Origin of the sequence: Microbacterium sp. NPDC056234 (genome assembly GCF_042267585.1) — a bacterium.
Classification (GTDB): domain Bacteria; phylum Actinomycetota; class Actinomycetes; order Actinomycetales; family Microbacteriaceae; genus Microbacterium.
On record NZ_JBHJTE010000003.1, the window covers coordinates 48,053 to 74,963 of the forward strand.

At 67.8% G+C, this 26,911-nt stretch carries 25 protein-coding genes; 7 read left to right on the forward strand and 18 right to left on the reverse strand.

Going from position 1 to position 26,911, the window contains the following annotated elements:
* Positions 1 to 53 precede the first annotated feature (53 nt).
* The 3 genes from ACFCYE_RS09645 to ACFCYE_RS09655 are packed head-to-tail and all read left to right on the forward strand — an operon-like array spanning position 54 to position 4,005.
* Complete coding sequence (locus tag ACFCYE_RS09645; RefSeq protein ID WP_376178264.1) at positions 54 to 2,411, forward strand: glycoside hydrolase N-terminal domain-containing protein; 2,358 nt, start codon at positions 54 to 56, stop codon at positions 2,409 to 2,411.
* Positions 2,405 to 3,406: a LacI family DNA-binding transcriptional regulator gene (locus ACFCYE_RS09650; protein WP_376178266.1), complete on the forward strand. Its 1,002-nt coding sequence runs from the start codon at positions 2,405 to 2,407 to the stop codon at positions 3,404 to 3,406. The genes ACFCYE_RS09645 and ACFCYE_RS09650 overlap by 7 nt, the downstream gene beginning before the upstream one ends.
* A gap of 32 nt (positions 3,407 to 3,438) precedes the next feature.
* Entirely contained in the window at positions 3,439 to 4,005 is a 567-nt protein-coding gene (locus ACFCYE_RS09655; RefSeq protein WP_376178268.1) for a YesL family protein, read from the forward strand.
* Between the two features lie 185 nt (positions 4,006 to 4,190).
* On the opposite strand, the gene ACFCYE_RS09660 is transcribed toward ACFCYE_RS09655, so the two are convergent.
* From ACFCYE_RS09660 to ACFCYE_RS09670, 3 genes are read right to left on the reverse strand one after another with little or no spacing between them, the layout of a single operon-like run.
* Positions 4,191 to 5,945, reverse strand: a complete 1,755-nt coding sequence (locus ACFCYE_RS09660; RefSeq protein WP_376178270.1) for an ABC transporter substrate-binding protein — start codon at positions 5,943 to 5,945, stop codon at positions 4,191 to 4,193.
* A 43-nt stretch (positions 5,946 to 5,988) separates the two neighbouring features.
* The gene (locus ACFCYE_RS09665) at positions 5,989 to 6,954 is read right to left on the reverse strand and encodes a carbohydrate ABC transporter permease (protein WP_376178272.1); all 966 of its coding nucleotides are present in this window, start codon (positions 6,952 to 6,954) and stop codon (positions 5,989 to 5,991) included.
* 10 nt (positions 6,955 to 6,964) lie between these two features.
* Positions 6,965 to 7,963 carry an ABC transporter permease gene (locus tag ACFCYE_RS09670; RefSeq protein WP_376178273.1) on the reverse strand — a complete coding sequence of 333 codons (999 nt, stop codon included), beginning with the start codon at positions 7,961 to 7,963 and terminating at the stop codon, positions 6,965 to 6,967.
* A 316-nt stretch (positions 7,964 to 8,279) separates the two neighbouring features.
* Here ACFCYE_RS09670 and ACFCYE_RS09675 point away from each other — a divergent pair, with 316 nt between their 5' ends.
* Both ACFCYE_RS09675 and ACFCYE_RS09680 read left to right on the forward strand, forming a co-directional pair.
* A complete protein-coding gene (locus ACFCYE_RS09675) occupies positions 8,280 to 9,245 on the forward strand; it encodes an acetylxylan esterase (RefSeq protein ID WP_376178275.1) in 966 nt (321 codons plus the stop codon).
* Between the two features lie 41 nt (positions 9,246 to 9,286).
* Positions 9,287 to 10,231, forward strand: a complete 945-nt coding sequence (locus tag ACFCYE_RS09680) for a Ppx/GppA phosphatase family protein (RefSeq protein ID WP_376178277.1) — start codon at positions 9,287 to 9,289, stop codon at positions 10,229 to 10,231.
* A gap of 19 nt (positions 10,232 to 10,250) precedes the next feature.
* On the opposite strand, the gene glmM is transcribed toward ACFCYE_RS09680, so the two are convergent.
* From glmM to ACFCYE_RS09725, 9 genes are all read right to left on the reverse strand, one after another.
* On the reverse strand, positions 10,251 to 11,609 hold the full coding sequence (gene glmM, locus ACFCYE_RS09685; protein WP_376178279.1) for a phosphoglucosamine mutase: 1,359 nt from the start codon (positions 11,607 to 11,609) through the stop codon (positions 10,251 to 10,253).
* 15 nt (positions 11,610 to 11,624) lie between these two features.
* Complete coding sequence (gene rpsI, locus ACFCYE_RS09690; protein ID WP_376178281.1) at positions 11,625 to 12,113, reverse strand: 30S ribosomal protein S9; 489 nt, start codon at positions 12,111 to 12,113, stop codon at positions 11,625 to 11,627.
* Positions 12,114 to 12,139: 26 nt separating this feature from the next.
* Positions 12,140 to 12,586 (reverse strand): 50S ribosomal protein L13, encoded by a 447-nt coding sequence (gene rplM, locus ACFCYE_RS09695; protein WP_264155549.1) that lies wholly within the window; start codon positions 12,584 to 12,586, stop codon positions 12,140 to 12,142.
* Between the two features lie 171 nt (positions 12,587 to 12,757).
* Positions 12,758 to 13,426, reverse strand: a complete 669-nt coding sequence (locus tag ACFCYE_RS09700; protein WP_376178283.1) for an endonuclease/exonuclease/phosphatase family protein — start codon at positions 13,424 to 13,426, stop codon at positions 12,758 to 12,760.
* A gap of 70 nt (positions 13,427 to 13,496) precedes the next feature.
* Positions 13,497 to 14,372: a tRNA pseudouridine(38-40) synthase TruA gene (gene truA / locus ACFCYE_RS09705; RefSeq protein WP_376178285.1), complete on the reverse strand. Its 876-nt coding sequence runs from the start codon at positions 14,370 to 14,372 to the stop codon at positions 13,497 to 13,499.
* Between the two features lie 50 nt (positions 14,373 to 14,422).
* Positions 14,423 to 15,100 (reverse strand): methionine ABC transporter permease, encoded by a 678-nt coding sequence (locus ACFCYE_RS09710; protein WP_376178287.1) that lies wholly within the window; start codon positions 15,098 to 15,100, stop codon positions 14,423 to 14,425.
* Positions 15,097 to 16,146, reverse strand: a complete 1,050-nt coding sequence (locus ACFCYE_RS09715; RefSeq protein ID WP_376178289.1) for a methionine ABC transporter ATP-binding protein — start codon at positions 16,144 to 16,146, stop codon at positions 15,097 to 15,099. The genes ACFCYE_RS09710 and ACFCYE_RS09715 overlap by 4 nt, the downstream gene beginning before the upstream one ends.
* A gap of 52 nt (positions 16,147 to 16,198) precedes the next feature.
* Positions 16,199 to 17,119 (reverse strand): MetQ/NlpA family ABC transporter substrate-binding protein, encoded by a 921-nt coding sequence (locus ACFCYE_RS09720; RefSeq protein ID WP_376178291.1) that lies wholly within the window; start codon positions 17,117 to 17,119, stop codon positions 16,199 to 16,201.
* 91 nt (positions 17,120 to 17,210) lie between these two features.
* The gene (locus ACFCYE_RS09725) at positions 17,211 to 17,576 is read right to left on the reverse strand and encodes a winged helix-turn-helix transcriptional regulator (RefSeq protein ID WP_376178292.1); all 366 of its coding nucleotides are present in this window, start codon (positions 17,574 to 17,576) and stop codon (positions 17,211 to 17,213) included.
* A 92-nt stretch (positions 17,577 to 17,668) separates the two neighbouring features.
* On the opposite strand from ACFCYE_RS09725, the gene ACFCYE_RS09730 reads away from it, so the two are divergent.
* On the forward strand, positions 17,669 to 18,523 hold the full coding sequence (locus tag ACFCYE_RS09730; RefSeq protein WP_376178293.1) for an SDR family oxidoreductase: 855 nt from the start codon (positions 17,669 to 17,671) through the stop codon (positions 18,521 to 18,523).
* A gap of 11 nt (positions 18,524 to 18,534) precedes the next feature.
* Here ACFCYE_RS09730 and ACFCYE_RS09735 read toward each other — a convergent pair whose 3' ends face one another.
* Positions 18,535 to 20,976: a beta-L-arabinofuranosidase domain-containing protein gene (locus ACFCYE_RS09735; RefSeq protein WP_376178295.1), complete on the reverse strand. Its 2,442-nt coding sequence runs from the start codon at positions 20,974 to 20,976 to the stop codon at positions 18,535 to 18,537.
* Positions 20,977 to 21,110: 134 nt separating this feature from the next.
* Between ACFCYE_RS09735 and ACFCYE_RS09740 the strand changes: the two genes are divergently transcribed.
* Positions 21,111 to 21,929, forward strand: a complete 819-nt coding sequence (locus ACFCYE_RS09740) for an SDR family oxidoreductase (protein WP_376178296.1) — start codon at positions 21,111 to 21,113, stop codon at positions 21,927 to 21,929.
* A gap of 42 nt (positions 21,930 to 21,971) precedes the next feature.
* On the opposite strand, the gene ACFCYE_RS09745 is transcribed toward ACFCYE_RS09740, so the two are convergent.
* From ACFCYE_RS09745 to ACFCYE_RS09765, 5 genes are all read right to left on the reverse strand, one after another.
* Positions 21,972 to 22,976, reverse strand: a complete 1,005-nt coding sequence (locus tag ACFCYE_RS09745) for a sugar phosphate isomerase/epimerase family protein (protein ID WP_376178298.1) — start codon at positions 22,974 to 22,976, stop codon at positions 21,972 to 21,974.
* A gap of 34 nt (positions 22,977 to 23,010) precedes the next feature.
* Positions 23,011 to 24,033 carry a LacI family DNA-binding transcriptional regulator gene (locus tag ACFCYE_RS09750; RefSeq protein ID WP_376178300.1) on the reverse strand — a complete coding sequence of 341 codons (1,023 nt, stop codon included), beginning with the start codon at positions 24,031 to 24,033 and terminating at the stop codon, positions 23,011 to 23,013.
* A gap of 68 nt (positions 24,034 to 24,101) precedes the next feature.
* Positions 24,102 to 25,316, reverse strand: a complete 1,215-nt coding sequence (locus ACFCYE_RS09755; RefSeq protein WP_376178302.1) for an endo-1,4-beta-xylanase — start codon at positions 25,314 to 25,316, stop codon at positions 24,102 to 24,104.
* Positions 25,313 to 26,002, reverse strand: a complete 690-nt coding sequence (locus tag ACFCYE_RS09760; RefSeq protein WP_376178303.1) for a hypothetical protein — start codon at positions 26,000 to 26,002, stop codon at positions 25,313 to 25,315. The genes ACFCYE_RS09755 and ACFCYE_RS09760 overlap by 4 nt, the downstream gene beginning before the upstream one ends.
* Entirely contained in the window at positions 25,999 to 26,910 is a 912-nt protein-coding gene (locus ACFCYE_RS09765) for a carbohydrate ABC transporter permease (protein ID WP_376178986.1), read from the reverse strand. Before ACFCYE_RS09765 ends, ACFCYE_RS09760 begins: the two co-directional genes overlap by 4 nt.
* Position 26,911 lies beyond the last annotated feature (1 nt).

Sequence of the window (26,911 nt, forward strand, 5' to 3'; positions counted from 1 at the left end):
GTTCTGACTCGAGTTGTCGAAGCGTTTCAACAACGAGAACATATACTAGCCACGTGCCGAAGTCCATCGAGGTCGCAGACGCCCTCCACCTCCTCCGTCTCCATCGCCCGGCCGAGCGCTGGACAGCCGCGTTCCCCGTCGGCGACAGCATCCGCGGCGCGATGTGCGAGGGCCGCCTCGCGGGCGAGCGGCTGCATCTCAACGACATCACGGCGTGGTCGGGCATCCCCGATGCCGACCCGCTGGACGGCATCGTCGAGCGCGGCCCTGACAACCTGAACGCGGCGAGCGCCGCAGTGGCACGCGGCGACGGCGACGAAGCAGAGCGTCTGGTGCAGCGACAGCAGACCCCGTGGGGGCAGGCCTTCCTGCCGCTCGGGCACGTCGACATCGAGATCGTGGGCATCACGGCCGATGGGGCGTCCCTGCGGCGCACTCTCGATCTGCGCACCGCCATCGCGGCACACGAGTACGCCTCGGATGCCGGTGCCATCCGGCACGAGACCTGGGCGGATGCCGCGGCCGGCGCGATCGTGCATCGCATCGTCGCCGAGCGGCCCATTCGTCTGCGCGTCGCCGTCGAGAGTCAGCTGCGGCCCCGTCGGATCGACGAGTCCGACGACGTGCTGAGCCTCGAATGGCACCTGCCGATCGATGTCGCACCAGGGCACGCGCACGCTGCAGAGCCAATCCGGTACGACGAGACGCGAGGGCGCACCGCGGCGGTGTCGGTCCGCTCGACGGTCGCCGCGACCGTGGAAGACGGCATCCTCACCACCGCCCCCGCCCGCGAGCACGTCCTGCTGATCGGAACCGCCACCGCCGCGGGACTGCCCGGCGAACCGGCCGATGCTCGCGGCGCGATCGAGCGGGCCGCGGTGACGGCACGCGACTACGACGCCGAGGCGCTGCGGGACGCGCACATCCGCACCCATCAGGAGCTGTACGCGCGCTGCGCGCTGGAGCTGCCGTCGGCACCCGGCGCTGACGAGCTTCCCGTCGACGAACGCGTGGCCCTGGCGCAGGTGCGCCCCGATGAGGGTCTGGCCGCGCTCGCCTTCCACTACGGGCGCTACCTGCTGATCTCGTCCTCGCGCCGCGCGACGATCCCGCTGACGCTGCAGGGCCTGTGGAACGCCGAGCTCCCTGGACCGTGGTCGAGCGCGTACACCTCGAACATCAACCTCGAGATGGCGTACTGGCCGGCCGACGTGACGGGCCTGCCGGAATGCCTCGATCCGCTGCGTGCCTTCGTGGGCCGGGTCGCCGCGACCACCGGACGCGTCGTCGCCCGTGACCTGCACGGCGCCGACGGCTGGGCGATGCATCACAACTCGGATGCCTGGGGGCACGCCGCACCGGTCGGAGGCGGTTCGGGCGACGCGGCCTGGGCGTTCTGGCCCATGGGCGGCGTCTGGCTCAGCCTGCAGCTGTGGGACGCTTTCAGGTTCGACGGGGACGCCGATCGCCTGCGATCCGAGATCTGGCCGGTGCTGGAGGGGTCCGCGCTGTTCGCGCTGAGCTGGATCCGCACCGACGGCTCCCGCGCCTGGACGAGTCCGTCCACGTCACCCGAGAACCGTCACCTCGACGACGGCGGCGTACCGCGCGCGCTGGGCGAGTCGACCACGATGGACGTGGCTCTGCTGCGCGAGCTGGCCGACACCTGCGTGCAGGCGGCGAGTGCACTCGATGTCTCCCCGGACTGGCTCGACGAGCTCGTGCGCGTGACAGGGCTGCTTCCCGAACTGCGCGCGATGCCGGACGGGCGCCTCGCGGAGTGGGATCGCGACGTCGCGGATGCCGAGCCGCTGCATCGCCATCTGTCTCATCTGGTCGGACTGTACCCCCTGGCGATGATCACCCCGGAGAGCACGCCGGAGCTGGCGGATGCGGCCGCGGCCGCGATCCTCGCCCGTGGCCCTGAATCCACCGGATGGGCGCTGGCATGGCGGCTTGCGATGTGGGCGCGTCTCGGCGACGGCACGCGCGTGCACGACCAGATCCGGCTGTCGTTGCGGCCCGCACAGGATGCCGCTGGTCAGCGCGGCGGCGTCTACGAGAACCTCTTCAGCGCGCATCCGCCGTTCCAGATCGACGGCAATCTCGGGCTCACGGCCGGCATCGCCGAGGCACTGCTGCAGTCGCACGGCACGGACGAGGCGCACACCCGCATCCGACTGCTGCCGGCGCTGCCACCCGCCTGGCCCGACGGAACCATCCGCGGGCTGCGGGCTCGCGGCGCCGTGGCCGTCGACGTGACGTGGCAGGAGCACCGCGTCGCCCGGGTACGATTGCGCTCTGACACCGCGCGTGCGGTCGTGATCTCGGGGCCGGGGCTCGACGAGACCGTTCGAGAGCTGCAGCCGGGAGAAGAGACGATCATCGAGCCGAAGGAGCCGAGATGGTGACGATCGCTGAGGTCGCACGCGCCGCCGGCGTGTCGATATCCACCGTGTCCTACGTGATGAGCGGCAAGCGGACCATCTCGCAGGAGACCAGGGATCGCGTCGAACAGGCCATCGCCGATCTGAAGTACAGCCCGCACGCCAGCGCCCGCTCGCTCGCATCTCGATCGACGAACGTCATCGGCCTTCAGGCGCCGTTGCGCTCGGGTGTCGATGTGCACGTGGTGATGGAGATCGTGGCCGGCGTCGTCCGCGAGGCCCGCGCCAATCAATACGACATCCTGCTGCTCACCAGCGACGATGCGGCTGGTCTCAGCCGCGCCGCGCGGGCATCCATGGTCGATGCGCTGCTCGTGATGGATGTCGAATCCGACGACCCGCGCATCGCCACGCTCGAGGACCTGTCGACGCCCTCTGTGCTCATCGGGCTCCCCGCCGGCGCGGACGGCATCGCGTGCGTGGACTTCGACTTCGAGGCGGCCGGGCGTCTGGCCGCGACGCGTCTCGCCGAACTCGGGCACACGCACGTCGCCCTGATCGGGGCTCCGCTGGAGGTCATCGCCCGACGCACCTCGTACGTCGACCGCCTGAATCGCGGCTTCCTCACGGCGGCGGAGGAACTCGGACTGGATGCCAGCGTGCACGCGTGTCCGAGCGCCCAGGAGTCCGTCGCGACCGTCGAGGAGATCCTCGCCGAACGCGCCGAGGTCACCGGAATCCTGTTCCACAACGAGGGCGCGCTGCCGCACGTGGCCGGGCGCCTCGGCACGGGGTCCTACGGGCGCGATCTGGACGTGATCGCCCTGTGCCCGGCCGATGTCGCGCGTACCGTGCCCTCCCTCGCGGACAGCATCGACGTGCCGGCCGAGGAGCTCGGTGCCAGCGCGACGCGCGCGATCCTGCAGCTGCTCGAGGGCCTCGAGCTGCCGCCGGTCCAGCTGCTCGCTCCCCGGTGGGAATCGACAGCGGATGCCGCGGCATCCGTCCCCGCATCATGAAGATCGATCCGGAGAGCCGGACCCTGCAGGGGATGTCCTCCTTCCTCGGATTCGTCGCGTTGAACCTGATGTACCTCGCCACGTGCATCCCCGTCGTGACGATCCCGGCGGCGACGAGCGCACTGTACGAGGTGACGATCCGCTACTCCGACGACGAGAGCGGTCGGCCGGTCAAGGACTACTTCCCCGCGTTCGGGCGGAACTTCGTGCGGGCGACGCTGCTCGGTCTGTGCCTGGCGGTACCGATGCTGCTGCTGGCGGCGAGCGCCGTGTTCTGGGCATCGCACCCGAGCCTGCTGGCCGGCGCGGCGACGGTCATCGCGACGGTGGCCGCCATCTATCTGTTCGCCGCGTTCCTGTTCGCGATGGCGCTCACCGCCGCGTTCACCACGCCCTTCCGGCAGGCGCTGAAGAACGCGCTGCTGCTGCCGGCCGCCGAGCCCGTGCGCACCCTGGGGATTCTGCTCATCCCGATCGCGCTGGTGTGCATCACGATCGTGTTCCCGATGTTCGGCGTCATCCTGGTCACGATCGGCTTCTCGGTCGGCGCCTACACGACGGCGTTCCTGTTCCGCAGCGTCTTCGCACGCCGCGCCTGACGCACGGCGCACCGCGGTGCGCACCGCACTGCTCGCGCGGTGACCGCAGCCCACCCGCACCACTTCGAGGTGTCACCGATCACCGCGTCCGCCGCCCGGAGTCGACCGCACGCGTCCCCTCCCCCGCCCCGCGCACACGAAAGGGGGCCCGGCCGAAGCCGGACCCCCTTTGCACACGCGCGTCCTTACTCCGCGAACTCCTCCGCCACGGCGACGCGAGCGTCGTTCTGCTCCTTGGCTCGATCGAGGTCGACCTCGAGGACGTCGTCGTAGCCGAGCCCCTTCGCGGTCTCCTGCAGCTCGGACCACAGCTTGTCGAAGTCCGCCTCGCTCTCGGCGAACGTCGCCTGCCATGAGTACTGCACGACGAGCGCCTTGACCTGGTTGCGCAGGGTCTCGGTCTGCGAGTCGTCGGCCGGCGCCGTGTAGCTGGCACCCGGGGCGACGAGCAGCTCGTCGTTCGCCTTCAGGTACTCCATGGTCGACGTCGCGTCGTCCATGTGCGAGGTCCAGTCGGCCTTGAGGTCGTTCTGGGTGAGCTCCTGGTAGTGCGGCCAGAACTGGTAGTTGTACTGCAGCCCGGTGTTCTCGTCGATGTCGTTCGGGAGCACTGCGCTGACGTTCAGGGTCGACGTGCCGTCGATGTAGCTGCCGCCGCCCCATTCCTCCGGCACCGTCGCGTCACCGGTGAGGAAGACCTCCTGGCCGAATTCGGTCAGCGTCGGCTGTCCGTCGTCGCCCATCTCCCAGGTCAGGCCTTCAGGGCCGGCTGCGCCCTGCGTCTGGCTGTTGTTCGTGTACGTGCCCTCGGTCGAGTACAGCCAGTCGATGAAGGCCGCGATGCGCTCGGGGTCCTCCGCCTGCGAGCCGATCGAGAAGACCTGCTTGCCGCCGTACGCCTCGGCGCCGTACGAGAAGATCGTCTGGTCCTCGATCGGCACCAGCATGAAGCCGGTGCCGGCCTTCATGTTCTCGTCGGTGTTGTACGCGGACTGGCCGAGCCACGGCCACCACGAGTACAGCACCTGACCGTTCTGGAACTTCGACCACAGCGTGTCGTAGTTCTGCGTGGTCGACTCCGGGTCGACCAGACCCATGCGGTAGGCCTCGTTGTAGAACTCCAGCACCCGGTGGTACTCGCCGTCGTCGTCGAGGATGCCCTGATAGTCGGAGCCGTCCGCCTTGGCGAGCGCGAAGCCGAGCTCGTCGTAGCCGTAGTACGTGATCGGCTGCTTGGCGTTGTTCATCATGTTGCCGTCCCAGTCCTTGAACAGCGACAGCGCGTACACCTTCTTGCCGTTGGGCGCGGTCGGCTGCAGGTCCTGCATGTCCTTCAGAACCGGGAGCAGGTCTTCCAGCGTTCCGATCTCGGGGTAGCCGAGCTGGGAGTAGAGGTCCCAGCGCAGGTAGGCGCCGAAGGTCGGCTCGAGTCCCTCGCTGGGCTGCGTCGGCTGGATGCTGGAGACGGAGGTCGGATAGCCGTAGATGCCGTCCTTGCCGTCGTTGAGCTTGTCGACGGCCTTGTCGAACCGCTCCAGGTTCTGCATCGCCGGGTAGTACTTCGCGGTGTCCATCACGAGCCCGCCCTCGACCAGCTCGTCGAGGCGCTTGCCCTTGTCCGTGATGATGAGGTCGCCGAGGTCTCCGGCGGACACGCGGGTGTTGTAGAGAGTGTCGCCGCCACCGGCGACGTTCGGCGCGATGATGTTCAGCTTCATGTTGAACTTCTCTTTGACCAGCTCGCCGAACCACCCTTCCTGGATGCCCATGTAGTTGGCGAGGCCGTCGAACACGTCGATCGTGATCTCCTCCTCCCACTCGGTCGGGAAGGCGTCGACCTGCGACTCCTCGGTCTCGGCCGGGTCACCGCTGCACGCGGCCAGGGACCCGACCGCCAGGAGTGCGACCACTCCGAGCGCGGCTTTCCTCTTCAGCTTCATTGCTTTCCTTTCTTGGGTGTGCGCGACTATCGGGGCGTCGCCGTCAGCCCTTGACGGCGCCCAGCATGATGCCCTTCACGAAGAAGCGCTGGAACAGGGGGTAGATGAAGATGATCGGCAGGACGACGATCACGGACACGGTCATCCGGATGGACGTCGGCGTCTGGGACGTCGCGGCTGAGACGATGCCCGAGAGGTCGCCACCGGCGTTCTGCGCGGCCTGGGCGAGGCTGGATGCCTGGTTGATGAACATGTAGAGCAGGTACTGCAGCGTGTACAGACTCTGATCGGTGATGTAGATCAGGGTGTCCTGGAAGCTGTTCCACTGCGCCACGGCGGAGAAGATGGCGACGGTCGCGAGGATCGGTGTCATGTTCGGCAGGTAGACCCGGAAGAAGATCTGCACGATGTTCGCGCCGTCCAGCTCCGCGGCCTCCTGCAGCGACTCCGGCATCGACTCGACGAAGGTCTTCACGAGGATGATGAAGAACGGCTGCACGATGAAGGGCAGCACGTACACCCAGAAGTTGTTGGTCAGGCCGAGGTTCTTCATGATGATGAAGACCGGGATGAGACCGGCGCTGAAGTACATCGTGATGATGATGAAGCGGTACCAGAACTGACGGGCCCACATCTTCTTCTGCGTGAACATGAAGCCGAGGAAAGCGGATGCCAGAACGGTGAACACCGTTCCGATCACCGTGCGGGCGATGCTCACGACCGCGGCCAGCGGCAGCCCGTTGAGCTTGAACACCTCTTTGTAGTTGTCGAGGTGCACATCGATCGGCCAGAGTCGGACGTCGCCGAGCGCCGAGACGTCGTTCGCGCTGATCGAGTTGATGATCAGGTAGTAGAACGGGTAGGCGCACAGCACGACGAGCAATGCGAAGACGGTGTAGTTGATGATCGCGAACATCACGTCGCCGCCGTGGCGTTCGGGTTCCGGCTTGCGGTTGTGCGGCCTGGTCGGGCGGACAGGACGCTTGGGGGGTGCGGTCAGAGCGGTCATGGCGCGCCTCTCAGACGATCGATTCGCCGCGCACGCGCTTGGCGATGGCGTTGACGGTGAACAGGAGGATGACCGAGACGATGCTCTTCAGCATCCCGATCGCCGTGGCCATCGACAGACTGTTTCCCGTCATGCCGATGTTGTAGACGTACAGGTCGAGCACCTGGATCCACTCCTTGTTGAACGCGTTCTGGAACACGTAGTACTGCTCCATCCCGTTGTTCAGCAGATTCGCGATCGACAGCAGCAGCAGCACGAGGTACGTCGGCATCAGCTGCGGGATCGTGATGTACCACATCTTCTGGAAGCGCCCGGCGCCGTCGATCTCGGCCGACTCGTACAGCGACTGGTCGATGCCGGCGATCGCGGCGAGGTAGATGATCGCACCCCAGCCCAGACCCTTCCAGATGCTCCAGAGCGTCATGGTGAGCCAGACGTTCTGGTCGGTGTCGAGGAACTTGATCGGGGCGGTGATGATCCCCCAGTCACCCAGGACGTTGTTCACCAGCCCGGAGCTGGAGAACAACGAGAACGCGATCATGTAGACCAGCACCCAGGAGATGAAGTTGGGCAGCGTGGTCAGCGTCTGCACCGCGTTGCGGAACCACGGCGCCCTGATCTCGTTGAGGAAGATCGCGAAGGCCAGCGGCAGAACGCTGGTGGCGATGCCGAGGAAGCTGATCGCGAGGGTGTTCGCCATGACCTGCGTGATCTGCGCGACCTGCGTCGGCGAGCTCACGAGCATCTGGAACCACTGCAGGCCGACGAACTCGCTTCCGGAGAGGCCGAGGGCCGGCTTGTAGTCGTACAGCGAGTAGATCCAGCCGTACAGCGGGAAGTAGGAGAACAGGAAGGCCAGGACGATGAACGGCAGGATGACGAGGAACATGCCGTAGGACTTGCGCCCGCCCGCCTGCTGCCTGTCGCGGCGCCGGCGTCGTCTGCGCGACGGGTTCTCGACGTGGTCGAGCTGCGTGACCATGGTCTCGGTCAGGGTCGTGGTCGTCATCGTGCCATGCCTTGCGCGTCGGGGGCGTCCTCGCCCGCGGAGTTGTCGAATCGCTTCGATTGAATTAACCACGACGGTCGCGTATCCGTCAATGCGGGCGGCGTCACACCCGCGTAACGATTGAGAGCGCTCTCACGTCGCGTCACCATCGATGTCTCCACTCGCTGTCGGATCTCGTCTCGCATGCGATCGAACCCGAGTGTCGAATCTCCATCGAAACGCTTCGACACAAACCATAGGCCTTTCCTCGGCTCTGCGCAAGCGAGGCGGGGAAACGCTTCGACACGTGCGGCGGACGTCCGCTACCGTGATGCGGGTGGCACTGACTGATCTCTCCCTCGAGGAGCTCGAGACCTTCCGCCCCGACGTGGCGGAGCCCGCTGATTTCGATGCCTTCTGGCAGCGCACGATCGAGGAGGCTCGCGCTGCGGCGACGCCGCCGACGCTCGTCCCGGCGGATACTCCGGTGACCCGGCTGATCGTGGAGGACCTGACGTTCGACGGGTTCGGCGGCGATCCCATCCGCGCATGGGTCACGCGTCCGCACACCCATGAGCCGCTGCCTGCGATCGTCGAGTACATCGGCTACGGCGGGGGCCGCGGCATCCCCGGTGAGCGCCTGCAGTGGGCGGCATCCGGATACGTCCATGTGCTGATGGACACGCGCGGCCAGGGATCGAACTGGGGCAGCGGCGGCGACACTCCTGACCCGCACGGCTCGGCGTCCGCGTCGAGCGGCTTCATGACCCGCGGGATCGAAGCGCCGGAGACCTACTACTACCGCCGGGTGTTCACGGATGCGGTGCGGGCGATCGACACCGTCCGCGAGCTGCCCTTCGTGCGCCGGGATCGCGTCAGCGTGACCGGCGCCAGCCAGGGCGGCGGCATCTCGATCGCCGCGGGCGCACTGCACCCCGACGTCTTCGCCGTGATGCCCGACGTGCCGTTCCTGTGCCATTTCCGTCGATCCGTCGAGCGGACCCCCGATCACCCCTACGCCGAGATCGAGCGATACCTCGCCGTGCACAGGAGCCGCGTGGATCAGGTCTTCGAAACGCTGTCGTACTTCGATGGTGTGAACTTCGCGCGCCGCATCCACCAGCCGGCCCTGTTCTCCGCCGCGCTCATGGACGGCATCGTGCTGCCCTCGAGCGTGTACGCCGCGTACAACCACCTGGCCTCGAAGGATGCCGAGATCGAGCCGTACCTGTTCAACGGCCATGAGGGCGGTCAGATCGCGCAGTGGGTGCGGCAGGCGCGCTGGCTCGCAGAGCGCGTGTAATCACCGTCACGGCTGGGCCCGCGCGCGGGTACGCTTTCCCCGTGCGCTTGGGAGTCATCGACATCGGGTCGAACACCGTCCATCTGCTCGCCGCCGATGTCCGCCCCGGAGGGCGGCCGCTGGCGACGACGAGCGACAGGACGGTCCTGCGCCTCATGCGCCATCTCACGCCGGACGGCTCGATCTCGGAGGAGGGCGTGCGCGCTCTCGAGGATGCCGTCACGCGCGCACGGACCGTCGCCGCTTCGGAGAACGTCGACGCCCTGCTCGCCACCGCGACGAGCGCGGTCCGCGAGGCGACGAACGGCGCCGAGGTCATCGCCCGCATCGAGGCGGCGCTCGGCCAGCCGTTGCAGGTGCTCGACGGCGAGACCGAAGCAGAGCTCACGTTCCTCGCCGTGCGGCGCTGGTTCGGCTGGTCGGCGGGGCAACTGCTGCTCCTCGACATCGGTGGCGGGTCGCTGGAGATCGCCGCGGGCTCTGACGAGATCCCGGATGCCGCGGCATCCGTCCCGCTCGGAGCCGGCCGTACGACGGTGGAGTTCCTGCCGGAGGATCCGCCGGGTGAGGACGCCGTCGAGCGTCTGCGTGCCCACGCCGTCTCGGTCCTGTCGGAGGTGATGCCGACGTTCACCGCGCTCCCCCGCCCGGACCACGTGGTCGGCTCGTCGAAGGCGATCCGCTCGCTGGCGCGTCTGGTCGGCTACCCCGTGCCCGGATGGTCGGGAATCGACCGCATGCTCCTGCCGCGCGAAGAGCTCGGGTCGTGGATCCCCCGCCTCGCGCGCCTGCCCGCATCCGCCCGACAGGAGCTGCCGGGCATCACACCGGATCGCACGTTCCAGATCGTCGCCGCAGCGGTCGCGCTGCACACCGCGATGCGGATGCTGAACGTGAAAGAGCTCGAGGTGTCGCCGTGGGCGCTGCGCGAGGGCGTCCTGGTGCGCTACATCGAGTCGATGAGCTGGAGCGGCACCGGCACGTGAGCCGGCGCCGCTCTGCGGCTCAGAGGGCCAGACGGTCCTTCACGACGTCAGCCAGCTGCTGCGCGTACGCCTGCGCGGATTCGGCGTCCGCCGCCTCCACCATGACGCGCACGAGCGCTTCGGTGCCCGACTTGCGCAGCAGAACGCGCCCGGTGCTTCCGAGGGCCTTCTCGACGGCGCGGACGGCGTCCTGCACGCCCTCGTCGTCGGCCACGCGGTCCTTGTCGACGTCGCGGACGTTCGTGAGCACCTGCGGATACACCGTCATCACGCTCGCGAGCTCGGCGAGCGTCTTCTTCTGGCGCGCCATCTCGGCCACCAGGTGCAGCCCGGTCAGCAGGCCGTCGCCCGTCGTCGCGAATTCGCTCATGATGACGTGACCGGACTGCTCGCCGCCGAGGGCGTAGCCGTTCGCGTTCATGTCCTCGAGGACGTAGCGGTCGCCGACCGCCGTCTGCCGCACGGTGATGCCGTGCTCGCGCATCGCGATGTGCAGGCCGAGGTTGCTCATGACGGTCGCGACGAGCGTGTCCTCGGCGAGGTGTCCTCGGTCCTTCATGGCGATCGCGAGGATGGCCATGATCTGGTCGCCGTCGATCGCGTTGCCGTCGGCGTCCACCGCGAGACAGCGGTCCGCATCGCCGTCGTGGGCGATGCCGACATCCGCGCCGAGTCGCACGACGGCCTCGGCGAGCTGATCGAGATGCGTCGACCCTACGCCGTCGTTGATGTTCATGCCGTCGGGGTCGGCACCGATCACGGTGACCTCTGCCCCGGCATCCCTGAACGTCTCCGGCGAGACGCCGGCGGCTGCGCCGTTCGCGCAGTCGAGGACGACATGAAGGCCCTCGAGACGATTCGGCAGCGAGCCGAGCAGGTGCACGACATAGCGGTCCTCGGCATCCGAGAAGCGCTGGATGCGGCCGACGGATGCGCCAGTGGGAAGCAGCTTCTCACCGGACATGGCGGATTCGATCCGCTGCTCGACGACGTCGGGCAGCTTCACGCCGCCACGGGCGAAGATCTTGATGCCGTTGTCCGGTGCAGGATTGTGCGACGCCGAGACCATGACGCCGAAGTCGGCATCGCGGTCGGCGACGAGGAACGCCAGAGCCGGTGTGGGGATCACTCCCGCGTCGAGCACGTCGACGCCGGAGGAGGCGAGGCCTGCGGAGACCGCAGCGGCCAGGAACTCACCGGAGACGCGCGGATCGCGGGCGACGACGGCGGTGAGCCGCTTCCCCTGCGCCTTGCGCGCCTCGGCAGTACGGCCCTGGCCCAGGACGACTGCAGTCGCCTGGGCCAGGGAGAGCGCCAGGTCGGCGGTGAGGATGCCATTGGCAAGACCTCGCACGCCGTCCGTGCCGAACAGTGCCATGAAGGGCTGTCGGGCTTAACGCTTGGAGTACTGAGGCGCCTTGCGGGCCTTCTTGAGACCAGCCTTCTTGCGCTCGATGACGCGGGCGTCACGCGAGAGGAAGCCGGCCTTCTTCAGGGTCGGACGGTTGTTCTCGACGTCGATGCCGTTCAGCGCACGAGCGATGCCGAGGCGCAGCGCACCGGCCTGGCCGGAGTCGCCGCCACCCGAGATGCGGGCGATGACGTCGTAAGCACCCTGCAGGTTCAGCACGGTGAACGGGTCGTTGATCAGCTGCTGGTGCAGCTTGTTCGGGAAGTAGTCCTCGAGCGTGCGGCCGTTGACCGTGATCGTGCCCGAGCCGGGGACGAGGCGCACGCGGGCGATGGCCTGCTTGCGACGGCCGACAGCGGCGCCGGGAACGCTCAGCACGGGACGGGGAGCCGTCTCCGCTGCTGCTTCGGTCTCAGGCGTAGCGGTCGAGAAGTTCTGCGGGAATTCGGTGGAGTCCTGGATGTCAGCCACGAGTATGTCCTTAGTCGTTGCGGCGCTTACTGGGCGACCTGGTCGAGGGTGTACGTCTGGGGCTGCTGAGCGGCGTGCGGGTGCTCTGCGCCCACGTAGACCTTCAGCTTGCCCAGCTGCTGGCGGCCGAGGCTGTTCTTCGGGAGCATCCCGCGGATGGCCTTCTCGACGGCGCGGACGGGGTTCTTCTCCAGCAGCTCTTCGTAGGAGACCTTCTTCAGGCCGCCCGGGTAGCCGGAGTGGCGGTAAGCCATCTTCTTCTGAAGCTTCTGACCGGTGAGCGCGACCTTGTCGGCGTTCACGATGATGACGAAGTCACCCGAGTCGAGGTGGTTCGCGAAGGTCGGCTTGTGCTTGCCGCGCAGGAGCGCTGCGGCGTGCGAGGCGAGGCGACCGAGAACGACGTCGGTGGCGTCGATGACGACCCAGTCACGCTGGATCTGCCCGGCCTTCGGGGTGTATGTGCGCGTCACGATAGTGCTGCTTTCTTGTTCGAACGGAGGAGTTCGTGAATCCCACTCCGGGGTGGTTCCGCTGTCGAAGACGGGGAACACGCCAGTGGAGGGCTCACGTTCGCGGTGCCGCAGTAAGGCACCAAAGGGTTAGCCTACGGCATCCGAGACCGATTCCCAAACCGACAGCGCCTACTCCAGGCGCGCGGTGATGAGGATCGGGCGGTGATCGCTCGCGCGCTGCGGGAGCGTCCGGATGCTCTCGATGTCGAAACCCTCAGAGGTGGCGAAGTCGTAGTGCCCCTTGAACACGCGATAGCGCGTGTAGGTGCGCTCGTCGGACAGCGTCAGGGTGTACCCGTGGTCGCGCACGGTCTGCCCGAGGTTCTCCTTGAACACCGGATAGTTGTAGTCGCCGACCATGAGGATCGGGATCCCCGGGCCGAAACGCTCCAGCTCGGTCAGCGCGCTGCGGATCTGGTTGCGGCGCAGCGAGTTGAGAGCGGTCAGCGGCGCTGCGTGGAACGACGCGACGATCATCTCGCGCCCGTCGTCGATGTCGTACAGCCGCACGCCCATGACGCGTTCGTGGGCAGGCTTCAGCATCCGATCGTGCAACGACTTCTTGAGTTCGATGGCGCGCAGCGAGTGCAACCGGAAGGTGTTCTCGCGGTAGTAGACAGCGAGCCCCAGGCGATTGCCCTGGGTCGCCTGTGCCAGCACCAGGTCGCCGACGCGATCGGGGAGGGCGGACACATCGCATTCCTGCAGGCAGAGCACGTCTGCGCCGTGCTCGTCGACGAGCGCATCGAGTTCACCGGCCGCCCGATGCTTGCGCAAGTTGTAGGAGATCACCTTCATCTCCTCTCACGCTAGACCCTGCGGCTGTGTGCGAGGTAGCGAACCGGGGTACGGATGCCGAACGGCGGTGTCACTCGTCGTCGACCGGCGCTCCGTGCCCTGATCCGCCACGGTCCCGCCGTGCTCTGGTCTGTTCGGCGCGCGTCGCGAGCAGGTCGTCGGCGGGATAGCCGACCTCGGTCAGGGTGAGCCCGCGGGCGGCGAGCACCTTGAATTCGCTGGTGCGTACGCGTGCGTCGCGCAGCACGACGAGATCCGCCGGGTCCAGACGCCCCTCCCCCACGGCTGCGCATGCGCCAACGAGCGCCCTGACCATGCTGTGACAGAACGCATCCGCCCTGACCTCGGCGACGAGGACGGCCTCCTCATCGCGCCGCCAGCGGTAATCGAGAAGAGTCCGGATGGTCGTCGCCTCCGGTCGCGCCTTGCAGTACGCGGCGAAGTCGTGGAGTCCGATGAGCGTCTGCGCAGCGGCATCCATCGCCTCGACGTCGAGAATCCCCCGCGTGCTGGCGGTGTCGTTCCTGCGCAGCGGGTCGAAGCCGGAGACGTCGTCGGCAAGACGGTAGCGATAGCGGCGCCAGACGGCGGAGAAGCGTGCGTCGAAACCGTCAGGCGCGATCGAGGACGAGGCGACGGTGGCATCGGGATAGGCGCCGAGGACTCCGCGCATGCGGCCGGCGATCGACCCCGCCGGATCGTGCGCTGCTCGCCCATGACGGGTCACGATGCGCGCCCACTGCGTCTCGTCCAGATCGACGTGCGCGACCTGCCCGCGGGCGTGCACCCCGGCATCCGTGCGGCCGGCGACCACGAACTGCACGTCCGAGCCGACGATGCGCCCCAGCGCCGCCTCGAGCGTCCCCTGAACGGTGCGATGCTCCGGCTGCCTGGCCCACCCCCGGAAATGCGTGCCGTCGTAGGCGATGTCGAGGCGGATTCTCACCCCACCAGCCTAGCCGGGGCGCCGTACGCACGACGGAGCCGCGACCCGCGCTATCGGCGCAGAACGCGCTGCGCCAGCCAGTTGCCGAAGAGCTGTCCGACCTGCACGATGACGATGATGATCGCGACGGTCACCCAGGTGGCTTCCTGGTTGAACTGCTGGTAGCCGTAGATGATCGCGAAGTTTCCGAGTCCTCCGCCGCCGATGTACCCGGCCATCGCGGACATGTCCACCACGGCGATGAACATGAAGGTGTAGCCGAGGATCAGCGGCGCGAGCGCCTCAGGGATCACGAGGCCGAACAGGATCGCGAAACGCTTGGCGCCGATCGCCAGCGCCGCCTCCACGACGCCGGGGTCCACCGCCACGAGATTCTGCTCGACGACGCGTCCGATCACGACGGCGGCCATGATCGTCATCGGGACGATCGCCGCCTCCGTGCCGAGGGTCGTGCCGGCGATGAGCTTCGTCACCGGCCCGACCGCCGTGAGGAAGATGATGAAGGGAATCGGCCGGATGACATTGATCACGAAGTTGAGGACCGTGAAGACCGCACGATTCGCGAACAGGTTGCCCGGCCGCGTGGCGTAGAGCAGGGCGCCGATGAGCAGGCCGGCCGCACCGCCGATCAGCATGGTCACGACGACCATGTAGACCGTCTCCTGGATCGACTGCAGGAGCACAGGCGTCAGGCTCGTCCAGTCGGTCGCCGTGCGGATGCCGATCATGATGCCGCCTCCGTCCCGGTCTTCGCGGTGTCGGCGAGCAGTTCCGCCCGCGTCCGCGTGGCGAGTTCGGATGCCGCGGCCTCGACCGCCGCCGCATCGGCCTGCAGGCGGTACGTGAGCGTGCCCAGCTGGCGGCCCTGGATGTCCGTGACCCCGCCGAAGACGACGGTGTGCCGCACGCCGTGCTCCTCGAACACGGCGGCGATGTCCTCGCTCGTGAACTCGTTGACGTCGACGCTGATGAGACGGCCGCCGCCGGTGCGCAGCGCGGCGAGGGTGTCGCCGGTGGGCACGCCCTGCGTGACGGCCGCGACGAAGCGCTCGGTCAGCACCGCTCGTGGGTGCGCGAAGACCCGATAGGTGTCACCGCTGTCGACGACTCTGCCACCGTCCATCACGACGACCTGATCGCACAGCTCGTGCACGACCGAGATCTGGTGCGTGATGACGACGATCGTGATCCCGAGGCGACGATTGATCTCCTTGAGCAGTGCGAGCACCTCACCGGTGGTCTGAGGGTCCAGTGCGCTCGTGGCCTCGTCCGCCAGCAGCAGCTCAGGGTTCGCGGCGATCGCTCTGGCGATGCCGACACGCTGCTTCTGTCCACCCGACAGCGCGCGCGGATACCGGTCGGCCTTGTCGCCGATGCCCACGAAGTCCAGCAGCTCGGTCACGCGAGGGCCGATGTCGGCTTTCTTCCAGCCGGCGACCTTGAGCGGGTACGCCACGTTCCCGCGAACGGTGCGCGATGTGAACAGATTGAACTGCTGGAAGATCATGCCGATGCGTCCGCGCAGCGAGCGCAGTTCGTTCGCCGACGCGGTGCCGACGTCGGTGCCCAGCACCGTCACCGCACCCGACGACGGCTTCTCCAGCCCGTTGATCAGGCGGACGAGGGTGGATTTTCCGGCGCCGGAGTACCCGATGACGCCGACGATGGATCCGGGCTGGATCTCGAGGTCGACGTCATCGAGCGCCGCGACGGGTGCTCCCTTGCGCGTCCCGGGGAACGCCTTGGAGACATGGTCGAACGTGATGATGCTCATCGGATGCTGCCGCTCTTGCGTCGAAGCCGCTCGGAGACGCCCGTCTGCGACGTCACTCGTCGGTCGCTCGCAGCTGGTCCTCGAGCGACGTCAGCTCGGCCTGCAGGTCCTCGGCGGACCAGTCGCCCTTGAACTGCAGGTTGCCCTGGTTCAGCTCGGTCACCGCTTCCTCGACCTCGGGGCTGTGGTACGCCTCGACGAGCTTTGCCCACCGCGGGTCGTCGGCCTGATCCTCGCGGACCACGAACGCGTTGATGTACGGCGCGAGCTCCGGGTCGTCGAGGTCCTCCTTGAAGATGATCAGGTCGTCGCCGAGACCACCCTTCTGCGCCTGGGTGTTGTTCACGACGGCGGCCTGCGCGCTGCCGTCCTTGAGCGCGGCGACGGTCTGGTTCGTGTCGACAGGGAGCACTTCGACGGCGCCTTCGACGATGTCCTCGGGACCGGACAGGCTGTTGCCGCCGTCCTTCAGCTCGAGCAGACCGGCCTTCTGCAGGTTCAGCAGGGCACGAGCGAGGTTGGTGGGGTTGTTCGGCACGGCGACCGTCGCCCCATCGGGGAGCTCTTCGATGCTCGAGTACTCCTCGGAGTAGAGCGCCAGCGGATAGAGGGCGGTCGCGCCGACCGGCACGAGCGTTCCTTCGCTGTTGACGTTGAACTCGGACAGGAAGATCAGGTGCTGGAAGAGGTTGACGTCCAGCTCGCCGTCCTGCACGCCCTGGTTCAGCTGCACGCCGTCGTTGATGGTCCGCACCTCGAGCGTGATGCCCTCGTCGGCCAGCTTGTCCTTGAGGATCGTCCAGTGCGCCTCGGTGCCGTCGTCGGCGCCGATGACGATCGTGCTGCTGTCCGCGTCGCCGCCGCCTGCGGGATCGGATGATCCGGCGCACGCCGACATCGACAGCGTCAGCGCACCGGCTGCCAGGATGCCGAGGACGGACAGGAACTTGCTCTTCGCACGGGAATCAATCACGAGAGCGAGTGAATCACGTGGCGATGCTGAAGCCGATTCGCACGGTAATGACGCGTAATGCGCAGACCCGAGTCAACGGTCGACCACCCGTTCAGGACCGCCCGAGCATCCGATCCGAGTTCTCGGCCACCCACTCGACCAGCGGCAGCATCCGCTCCATCAGGTCGCGCCCGAGCGGAGTGAGGCTGTACTCGACGTGCGGCGGCACGGTCGGCAGCGATTCGCGATGCACGAGTCCGTCCTCGGTGAGCGTGCGCAGAGTCGAACCGAGCATCTTCTCGCTGATGCCCACAACGGTGCGCCGCAGCTCGCCCCACCGCAGCGTCCCATCGGAGAGGGCGGACAGCACGAGGACGCCCCACTTGCTCATGACGTGGTCGAGGACGACCCGCGTGCCGCATCCCTCTTCGAAGACACCGGGTGTTGCCGCCCTGATCTGCGCAAAACTAACCGTCATGTGGGTACCTTACTTCAAAGTGGGTACCCGCGATCGGGAAGGCTCCGGGCCACGGGTGAGTTGTGCAGAGGGTCATCACGAAAGGACACCTCATGACCATCCTCGTCACCGCCTCCACCGGAAACCTCGGTCGTCTCGTCATCGACAGCCTCATCGCCCGCGGCGCCGATCCTGCGTCGATCGTCGCCGGTGCGCGCGACACCGCGAAGGCCTCGGCCTTCGCGGACCTCGGCGTGCGCGTCACCGAACTCGACTACGACCGTCCTGACACCGTCACCGCTGCCGTCGCCGGCGTCGACGCCGTGCTGCTCATCTCCGGTTCCGAGGTCGGCCGACGCGTCGACCAGCACAAGGCCGTCATCGACGCCGCGAAGGATGCCGGCGTCGCGAAGCTCGTCTACACCAGCGCGCCGAAGGCGACCACGAGCGACCTCGTCCTCGCCCCCGAGCACAAGGCGACCGAGGAGCTCATCGCCGCATCGGGTGTGCCCGCCGTGATCCTGCGCAACAACTGGTACATCGAGAACTACGCCGGTGACCTGGCACAGGCCGCCGCGACCGGAGTGCTCGTCGCGAGCGTCGGCGACGGACGGGTCGCTGCGGCGAGCCGGGCGGACTTCGCGGATGCCGCGGCCGTCGCGCTGCTCGAGGACGGCCACCTCGGCGAGGTGTACGAGCTCGGTGGCGATGTCGCGTGGAACTACGCGGACCTCGCCTCCGCCATCGCGGAAGTCTCGGGACGCCCCGTCGAGTACCGCGCCCTGTCGACCGAGGAGCACGCTTCGGCGCTCGAGAACGCCGGGTTGGATGCCGGCACGATCGGCTTCGTCACGGCGTTGGATGCCGGCATCCGCGATGGCGCCCTGGCCGAGACCGACGGGACGCTCGCGCGCCTGATCGGCCGCCCGACGACTCCGCTCGTCGAGGGTCTGCGCGCGGTCGCCTGAGCCTCGGGCGCTCAGCGAGCGAGGAGACGCTCCGTCCAGACCCCGAAGACGCCGCCGACCGGTGACGTGCCGGCGCTCTGGAACCGAACGGTGACGGTCGGGATGCGGTGTCCGTCGGCATCCAGGGCGAACCCGCCGTGCTGGTCGCGTTTGAAGCCGCCGGCCGCGAGGAGCTCCCGAGGGACCTCGTCGATCCGCTCGTACAGCGTGCCGTCGCCGCGCGGGTCCTCGACGGTCTCCCTCCGCCACAGCACCCCGTTCAGCAGCACGTCGAAGGTGCGGCCGGCATCCTGACCGCTGTACCGGATGCCGAGCCGATTGCTCGCGGCGGTCGGGTCGACGATCAGGTCGTACTCGAAGAACGCGTCCGTCCCGGCGGCCGCCTCCCGGTACTGCGCGCCGTCCCGGACGCCCACGGACGAGCGGTGGAAACGGTGATTCTTGTCCGCCTCCGAGTTGTTGTTGTCGAAGGAGGTCAGGGCGTCGATCACGGCGGAGCCGGTCGCCGCGGCATCCGATTCGGCTCCGCGGGCTCCGCGCTCCACCAGCGTCACGTAGGTGGCGTATCGGACGCCGTGGAGGCTGAAGTACGGCTCCCAGATGAGGGCGGCCGACGTCTCGTCGGTATTGCGCAGGGCGAAGCGCATGGTCGAGGCGCCGGTCGCCCCCGGTCCGTCGGGGAGACGCACGAGGTTCTCGGTGATCGAGCGCTTCCAGTCGGCGGGGTCTTCGACGACGACCTCGCCCGTGAGCGAGGGATCCGCGACGCCCATCTGCACCAGCACGCCGGCGGTGTAGCTCGCATCGACGTTCTCGCGACTGAGTGCGGTCGCGAGCAGCACCGGCCCGTACGCGAAGGCGACCCAGTTCTCGTTCTCCGTCCCGTCCGAGATGCGCACCGCGGCCGGCAGCGTGTACTCGACCTCATCGCCCGCCGACACCGCGACGGCGAGGTACCCGTTCTCGGCCTCTGCCGGGGTGAGTCGACCGTTGACCTTCAGCGTCGGCGCATCGGCGATCCAGGACGGCACACGCAGGCGCAGCATCACCTGCGCCGACGGACCCGCCTCGTCGAGACGGTCGATCCGCACGCGCACCGACTCCGCACGCGGCACATCGGCCACCTGCGTGAGGCGAAGGTTGCGCTCGAGCCAGCGCAGCTCGCTCGAGCGGAACTGATTGACGACGACGGCGTCCTCCGCGAATGCATAGATGCCATCGCCCAGCTTGGTGAAGCTCTCGATACCGGTGCCGTGGTCGCACCAGAACTGGTCGTACGGCTCACCGAACACCTTCGCGTAGCCGGCACGCTGCGGCTGGAAGTACGTCACCATGCCCGTCTCCGGATTCTGGGACGCCAGGATGCTGTTGACGAACGCGACCTCGTCGTAATCCGCATAACGGACCTCGCCCGTCAGCGCGAACAGCGCGCGACTGAGCTTGAGCATGTTGTACTCGTTGCAGCCCTCGGCCGTGGAGTTCTCGCCGTACCCCGTGACGGCGCCGTTGTTGGCGCGTTCGAACAGGGTGCCGGCGGCGTGGAAATGCTCGGACTGGCTGTTCGCGCCGTTGGCGTAGGTGTGGTCGTCGACGACGATCCGCCAGAAGTTCTCGGCGGCGGCGCGGTGCATGTCGAGCTGCGCGCGCTCGACGTCGTTCAGGTCATCGGCGGCCAGGACGGTGTATCGCTTGAGCGCGCCGACCAGCTTCGGGATGGTCGTGTTCGCGTGCCGTCCGGCCAGCACGTCGTCGCCGGCTGCGAGCCGACGGAACAGTTCCGTCGCGTCGAACCGCTCGGCCGCGCGGCGATGAACCGGATCCCCGGTGATCGCATGAAGCCGGTAGAGAGCCTCGTTCATCCCGCCGTACTCTGTGTCGAGGATGAGGGTCGGGTCTTCCAGCGACGTGGCGTACGTCTCGACCCAGGTGCCGAAACCGCTCGCGACGCGCAGCGCGACGTCGCCGATCCGGGCCGGAGCGTAGCGGTGGGCGTCGAGCAGTCCGGCGAGCACCTTGTGCAGGTTGTAGAACGGCACGAGCAGCCCGTCTCCGCCGCTGGGCAGCAGCTCAGGCGGGAACGGGGAGACGTAGCCGACGGCATCCGGGTGGGCTGCGGCATAGGCCTGCTGGCATCGATCGAGGCCGAGGACGGCCGCTCCGAGACGATCGAGGATCTCGTCGCGGGTCTCGACATCCTCGCTCGAGGCGTATGCCTGCGCCAGCGCGGAGATGACGTGTCCGAAGAAGTGCCCCTGGAAGCGGGTCCCTTCTTCGCGCTCCCAGCCGCCGTAGCCCTCGGCCGTCGTCGGCGGCAGACCGGCGAGACGGTAGAAGGAGAACAGCAGCCGCTCGGGGTCCAGGCTCAGGACGTACCCGAGCGTCCGGTCGGCGGCATTGCGCAGGTACGGATCCTGAACGGTCACATCTTCGAGACGGGCAGGCGCGAGAGTCATGGGTCCGATCCTGCCATGGTTGTGACCGGTCACGGACGTGCGGTCGAGATCATCTGAGGCCGATTTTCATTGCGGACAGGATGTGTCCTGAATGCGCGAAAGACTGAAGTCCTCAACCAACGAAAGGACTCCTCATGACGATTCTGGTGACCGGAGCTACGGGGAACGTGGGGCGACGCATCGTGGCGCAGCTGGCCGAACGAGGCGAGAGCGTCCGCGCGCTGACGCGCCACCCCGAGCAGGCGCAGTTCCCCGAGGGCGTCGTCGCCGTACAGGGCGACCTGACCGACCTCGACAGCATGCGCGCTGCCATGGACGGGTGCGAGGCAGTGCACTTCATCACCTTCGACGGGGCGACCGGCGCGCCGCTGCACAACGGCACGGAGCTCGTGGCCCTGGCCGAGGCATCCGGGGTCCGGCGCATCAGCGTGCTCGGCGGCTGGTTCGAGAGCACGCTCGAGCCGGCATTGCGCGCGGGAAGCATCCCGTGGGCTCAGCTCGCGCCGGTCGAGTACATGACGAACACCTTCGATTGGACTCCGGAGGTCGCGCAGCATCGGCGGGTCCGAACCCTCGCCGACTGGCCGAGCGCGATGATCCACGCCGATGACATCGCTGCGGTCGCGATCGTCCTGCTCACGCAGGACGGGCACGACGGCCAGGTCTACTATCTGACCGGGCCTGAGGCGCTGACGCCGGCCGAGCGTGCTGCGCGCATCGGAGCGGCGCTGGGCGAGACGGTCGAGTGGATCCATCTCACCGAGGACGAGGAACGGGAGCGGCTGCGTTCACTCGACTATGGCGAGGAGTACGTCGCCTTCGGCGTCGAGCTGGCGAAGAACCCGCCGCAGGTCGGTCAGATCGTCCAGGACACGGTCACGCGCCTCACCGGTCAGCCGGGGCGCACGTTCGCGCAGTGGGCTCGAGAGAACGCCGACGCGTTCCGAGGATGACGACGACCGGCGGGCCTGGGCTGCCCGGCCCGCCGGTGCGCGTCAGTCCTTGCTCGAGAAGGCGGCGTCGAACGCCGCGGACGGGGGCGTGATCGCGTTCAGCTCGCGCACGAACTCGAGCGCCTGGGGCGCGCCGTGCAGGCGGTCCATCCCGGCATCCTCCCACTCGACGCTCGTCGGCCCGTCGTAGCCGATCGCGTTGAGCGCACGGAACAGCGGGTTCCACGGCACCTCGCCGTGCGCGGTCGACACGAACGTCCACCCGCGCCGCGGATTCGCCCACGGCAGGTGCGAACCGAGTACGCCGTTGCGGCCGTCCAGGTTGGTGATCGACTCCTTCACATGCACATGGAAGATGTGCGGGGCGAAGTCCAGTACGAACGCCACCGGGTCCAGCTGCTGCCACATGAAGTGCGACGGGTCGAAGTTGATGCCGAAGCTCTCTCTGTGGCCGATCGCCTCCAGGGTCGCCTTGGCGGTCCAGTAGTCGTATGCGATCTCGGACGGGTGCACCTCGAGCGCGAATCGCACGCCGACCTCCTCGAACACGTCGAGAATCGGGTGGAAGCGATCGGCGAAGTCCTGGTAGCCCGCGGCGATCCACTCGTCGGATGCCGGCGGGAACATCGCCACACCCTTCCAGATCGACGAGCCGCTGAATCCGACGACGGTCTTCACACCGAGCGCCGCCGCCATGCGCGCCGTCATCGTGATCTCCTCGGCAGCGCGCTGACGCACGCCCTCCGGATCGCCGTCGCCCCACACGCGGTCGCTGAGGACGTCTCGGTGGCGCTGATCGATCGGGTCATCGCACACCGCCTGGCCGGCGAGGTGATTCGAGATCGTCCACACCTTCAACCCGTTGCGGGCCAGGATGTCGAGCCGGCCTTGGACGTACTCCTGGTCGTCCCAGCGGGAGACGTCGAGATGATCGCCCCAGCAGGCGATCTCGAGACCGTCGTAGCCCCACTCCCCCGCGAGCCGTGCCACCTCCTCGAACGGCAGGTCGGCCCACTGTCCCGTGAACAAGGTGATCGGACGCGTCATATCCAGCTCCTTCGCTCGATTCGTTTTCGGATTCTCATCGCTGCATCGCCGGCGGCGCCGTCGACTCACGGACGATCAGCTCGGTGCCGAGTTCCACCTTCTGCGACGCCAGCGTTCCGCCGTCCGACAGCGTGATGAGCATCTGCGTCGCAAGGGCAGCCATCTCGGAGAGCGGCTGGCGCACAGTGGTGAGGGACGGCGCGAGCCAGGATGCCAGCGGCAGATCGTCGTACCCGACGATCGAGAGGTCGGCCGGCACCCGCAGCCCGAGTTCATGCGCCGCGCGGATGAGACCGAGCGCCTGCGAATCCGAGCCGGCGAACACCGCGGTCGGGCGGTCCGGTCGGCCGAGGAGGTCGAGTCCGTGCTCATACCCGGCAGCGACTTCGAACGTGCCCCACTTGACGAGCGACGGGTCGACCTCGAGATCGGATTCGCCATGGGCGCTGCGGAAGCCGTCGACCCGGGCGCGGCTGCACAGCACCGCCTCGGGGCCCGAGATGACGGCGATGCGGCGATGCCCGAGTTCGATCAGATGCCGCGTCGCCGAGAGCGCACCGCTCCAGTTGTTCGAACCGACGGTAGGGACTCCTGCCGGCGTCTCGCCGTCGGTGTCGAGCACGACGAAGGGAATGGATCGCGCGGTGAGCTGGCGCTGCTGCGTGTCGTCGAGACGCGAGAGCACGAGCAGCACGCCGCGGGTACCGCGGGATGTGATGCTGTCGATCCACTCCTGCGGTGGGCGGTGCGAACCGCCGAGCTCGCTGAGGACCACACCGACGCCTCGCGGTGCGGCGGCCTTCTCGACGCCGACGATGATCTCCTGAGCCCACGCGCTGCCGAACTCGTGGAAGACGAGGTCGAGCAGGCCGTCCGCCTTGGTCGGCGAGGACGCTCCGACCGGCTTGCGGTAGTCGTGGCGTGCCAGCGCCTCTTCGACGCGTCGTCGCGTCGCGGGTGCGACGTCACTGCGACCGTTGAGCACACGGGAGACGGTGGGTACCGAGACGCCGACTTCTTTCGCGATCGTCGCGATCGTCGCGCCGCCTCGTGGCATTGTGTCTCTCTCCCCGCCGGAATATGCGTCCCATCCTACGCGCGAAACACCGCGGCTCCTCGGCATCCTCATCCGTTCAGAACAGCCCGGACGGACGAGTCCCCCGCCCCCACGGACACGACGGCGCGGCCCTCATGAGCCGAGATCTCGAAATCGCCGGCGAAGGCGCGCAGCGCGACGCGACCATCCGCGTCGGTGCGGGCGTCGACCGCCCCGTACCACCATTCCCCGCGCACGAGGTCGCGCAGTGCGTCGTAGGCGGGTTTCGGCGAGCCGTCGCGGCGGACGAGTCCGCTCGGCGCGTTCAGCCACGCCGTGGCGTCGTCGAAGCCCCAGTAGGTGACCGCGGCGACGGCCGGATGCTCGACGAGAGTGCGATAGTGCCGGACGATCTCGTCGGCCTGCCGCGCTTCTCCCTCGGGCGTCGACGGCCATTCGTCGACGACATGGTCGTTGAGGTCGACGATGTGCTTCGGCATGAGGTCGCCGGACAGCAGCGACGTCTCGGTCCAGTGCAGCGGAAGACCGAAACGCGAGAAGCGCTCGCACACCTCGTGCACGTACTCCTCACCGCGGTAGCCCTTGTGCATGTGCGACTGCAGCCCGATCGCGTCGATACGGACGCCGGCGTCCAGAACCTGCTCGATCAACCGCTCGTACTTCGGCCCGAGGTCGAAGTCGTTGAGGACGAGTGCGGCATCGGGATTCACGGAGCGCGCCTCGTCGACGGCCATCCGGATGAACTCCACCTGGCCGTATTGCTCGCACAGGCGCGTGATCGCGTTGCGCACACCGTCCGGTTCGTTCTCGAAGCGGGGCATGATGACTGCTTCGTTGACGATGTCCCACGAGTCGATGAGCCCCGCGAAGTCGCCGACCTCACGACGGATCCGCCCACGAAGCGCACGCTCGGCCTCGTCGAGCGGGAGCCGGTCGACCCAGGGCGCCTTGACGGTGTGCCAGACCAGCGGATGCCCCTTGAGCCGCACGCCGTGCTCGGCGAGCGCACGGGCACGGCGCGTGAGCGCGGCGACGTCAGGTCGCCCTGGTTCGGGCTCGTATCGCCCCCAGTAGAAGGCGAGCGTGGCGGTGTCGAAGACATCGAGCCACTCCTGCTCCAGACCGGGTGCTCCCGGAGCGGTGCAGCCGAACCCGAACGCGTGGCGGACCTGGGCGACGGTGATGTCCTGGTCGCGCAACGGCTGCCCGTCGGCGTCCAGGACGAGAATGCTGGCATCCGCTTCGCGGTGGCGATAGCGGGAAGCGGTGAGGGCATCGGTCATCGGGTGAACCTCGATTTCACATCGGTTTCGACAGGCCTGGAGATCACGCGCAGCACGAGTGCGAACGCCCACGCGCACAGCAGGAGGACGGCTTCGGAGGCGAGTGTCACGACCGTGGCCGCCACGAACATCAGCGACGCGAAGCCCAGGGTCGTGCGCCACTGCGTGAAGAACTCGGCCGCGGCGATGCGCATCGCATCGCGTGTGCGGAACGCGAAGTACGACGTCACGACGAGCAGATGGCCCGCCCACAGCAGGAGGACGACCAGCAGGACCACGGCGATCGGCCGCAGGATCGCCCCGCCGGGAGCGGCATCACCTGCGAGCACGTTCACGACGAGGACGGCCGCGGCGGCGAGCACCGGGGCCCACCAGACGAGCACGTCCTTCGCATTCCGCACGAGTCCGCGCCACAGCGGACGCGCGGGGCGGAGATCGGGTTCCTCCGCCCACGCGCGCTGACCGAACAGGGCGGCGGACAGCGCTGGCGCGACGGCGAGCAGTGCAGCCACGTAGAGCACCGGCGACGCCCCCTCCGTCAGACCGAGCGCCACCCACGCCAGCACGGTCGGCGCACCGCACAGGGCGAGGAAGGCCGCCAGGACCATCCAGCGGTAGATGGTCGCAGCCGCCCGAGAAAGGTGGCCGGTGCCGACCTCATCGACGAATCGGTTGGTCACGGTCATCCCTTCACCGAGCCGAGCATGACACCGGACACGAAGAAGCGCTGCACGAACGGGTAGATGCACAGGATCGGAATCACCGTGAGGATCATCGTGACCGACTGGATGTTGGGATTCAGATCGGCGGCGCTGCCCCCCGCCGCCGCGCTCTCGGTCGCCGCGGTGGAAGCCCCCGCGATGATGTTGCGCAGGAACAGCGTCACCGGGAACAGCTCGTTCTTGTCGAGATAGAGGAACGCGCCGAACCAGTCGTTCCAGTACGCCACCGAGTAGAAGAGGATCATGGTCGCGATCACGGCTTTCGAAAGCGGCAGAACGATGCGCGTGAAGATCCCGAACCAACCGAGGCCGTCGATCTGGGCGGCCTCCTCGAGTTCGTGCGGGAGGTTCTCGAAGAACGACTTCATCACCAGCAGGTTGAACACCGAGATCGCACCGGGCAGCACGATCGCCCACATCGTGTTCTTCATCCCCAGCGACGAGATCAGCACATAGTTCGGCACGAGCCCGCCGTTGAAGAACATCGTGAAGACGGCCGCACCGATGAGCACTCCGCGTCCGCGGAGATGATGCTTCGACAGCACGTACGCGTACGTGGTCGTGAGCGCCATCGCGATGGCGGTGCCGACGACGGTGTAGAGCACGGTGTTGCCGTAGTTGCGCCAGAACATGCCGTTGCCCATCACGGCCGCGTAGGTGTCGACGTTGAACTCGACAGGCCAGAAGCTCACCTGACCCGCTTTGATCGCGCCCGGCGAGCTGAACGACTGGGCGAGCACCGTGACGAACGGATAGAGCATCGTGAGGCACACCACGACGAGCAGCGTCGTGTTGATGATCGTGAAGGCGCGGTACCCGGCCGAGTCCCTCACGCCGACGGTTCTCGGCGGCGTCGGCGGCCGCTCTGTCATG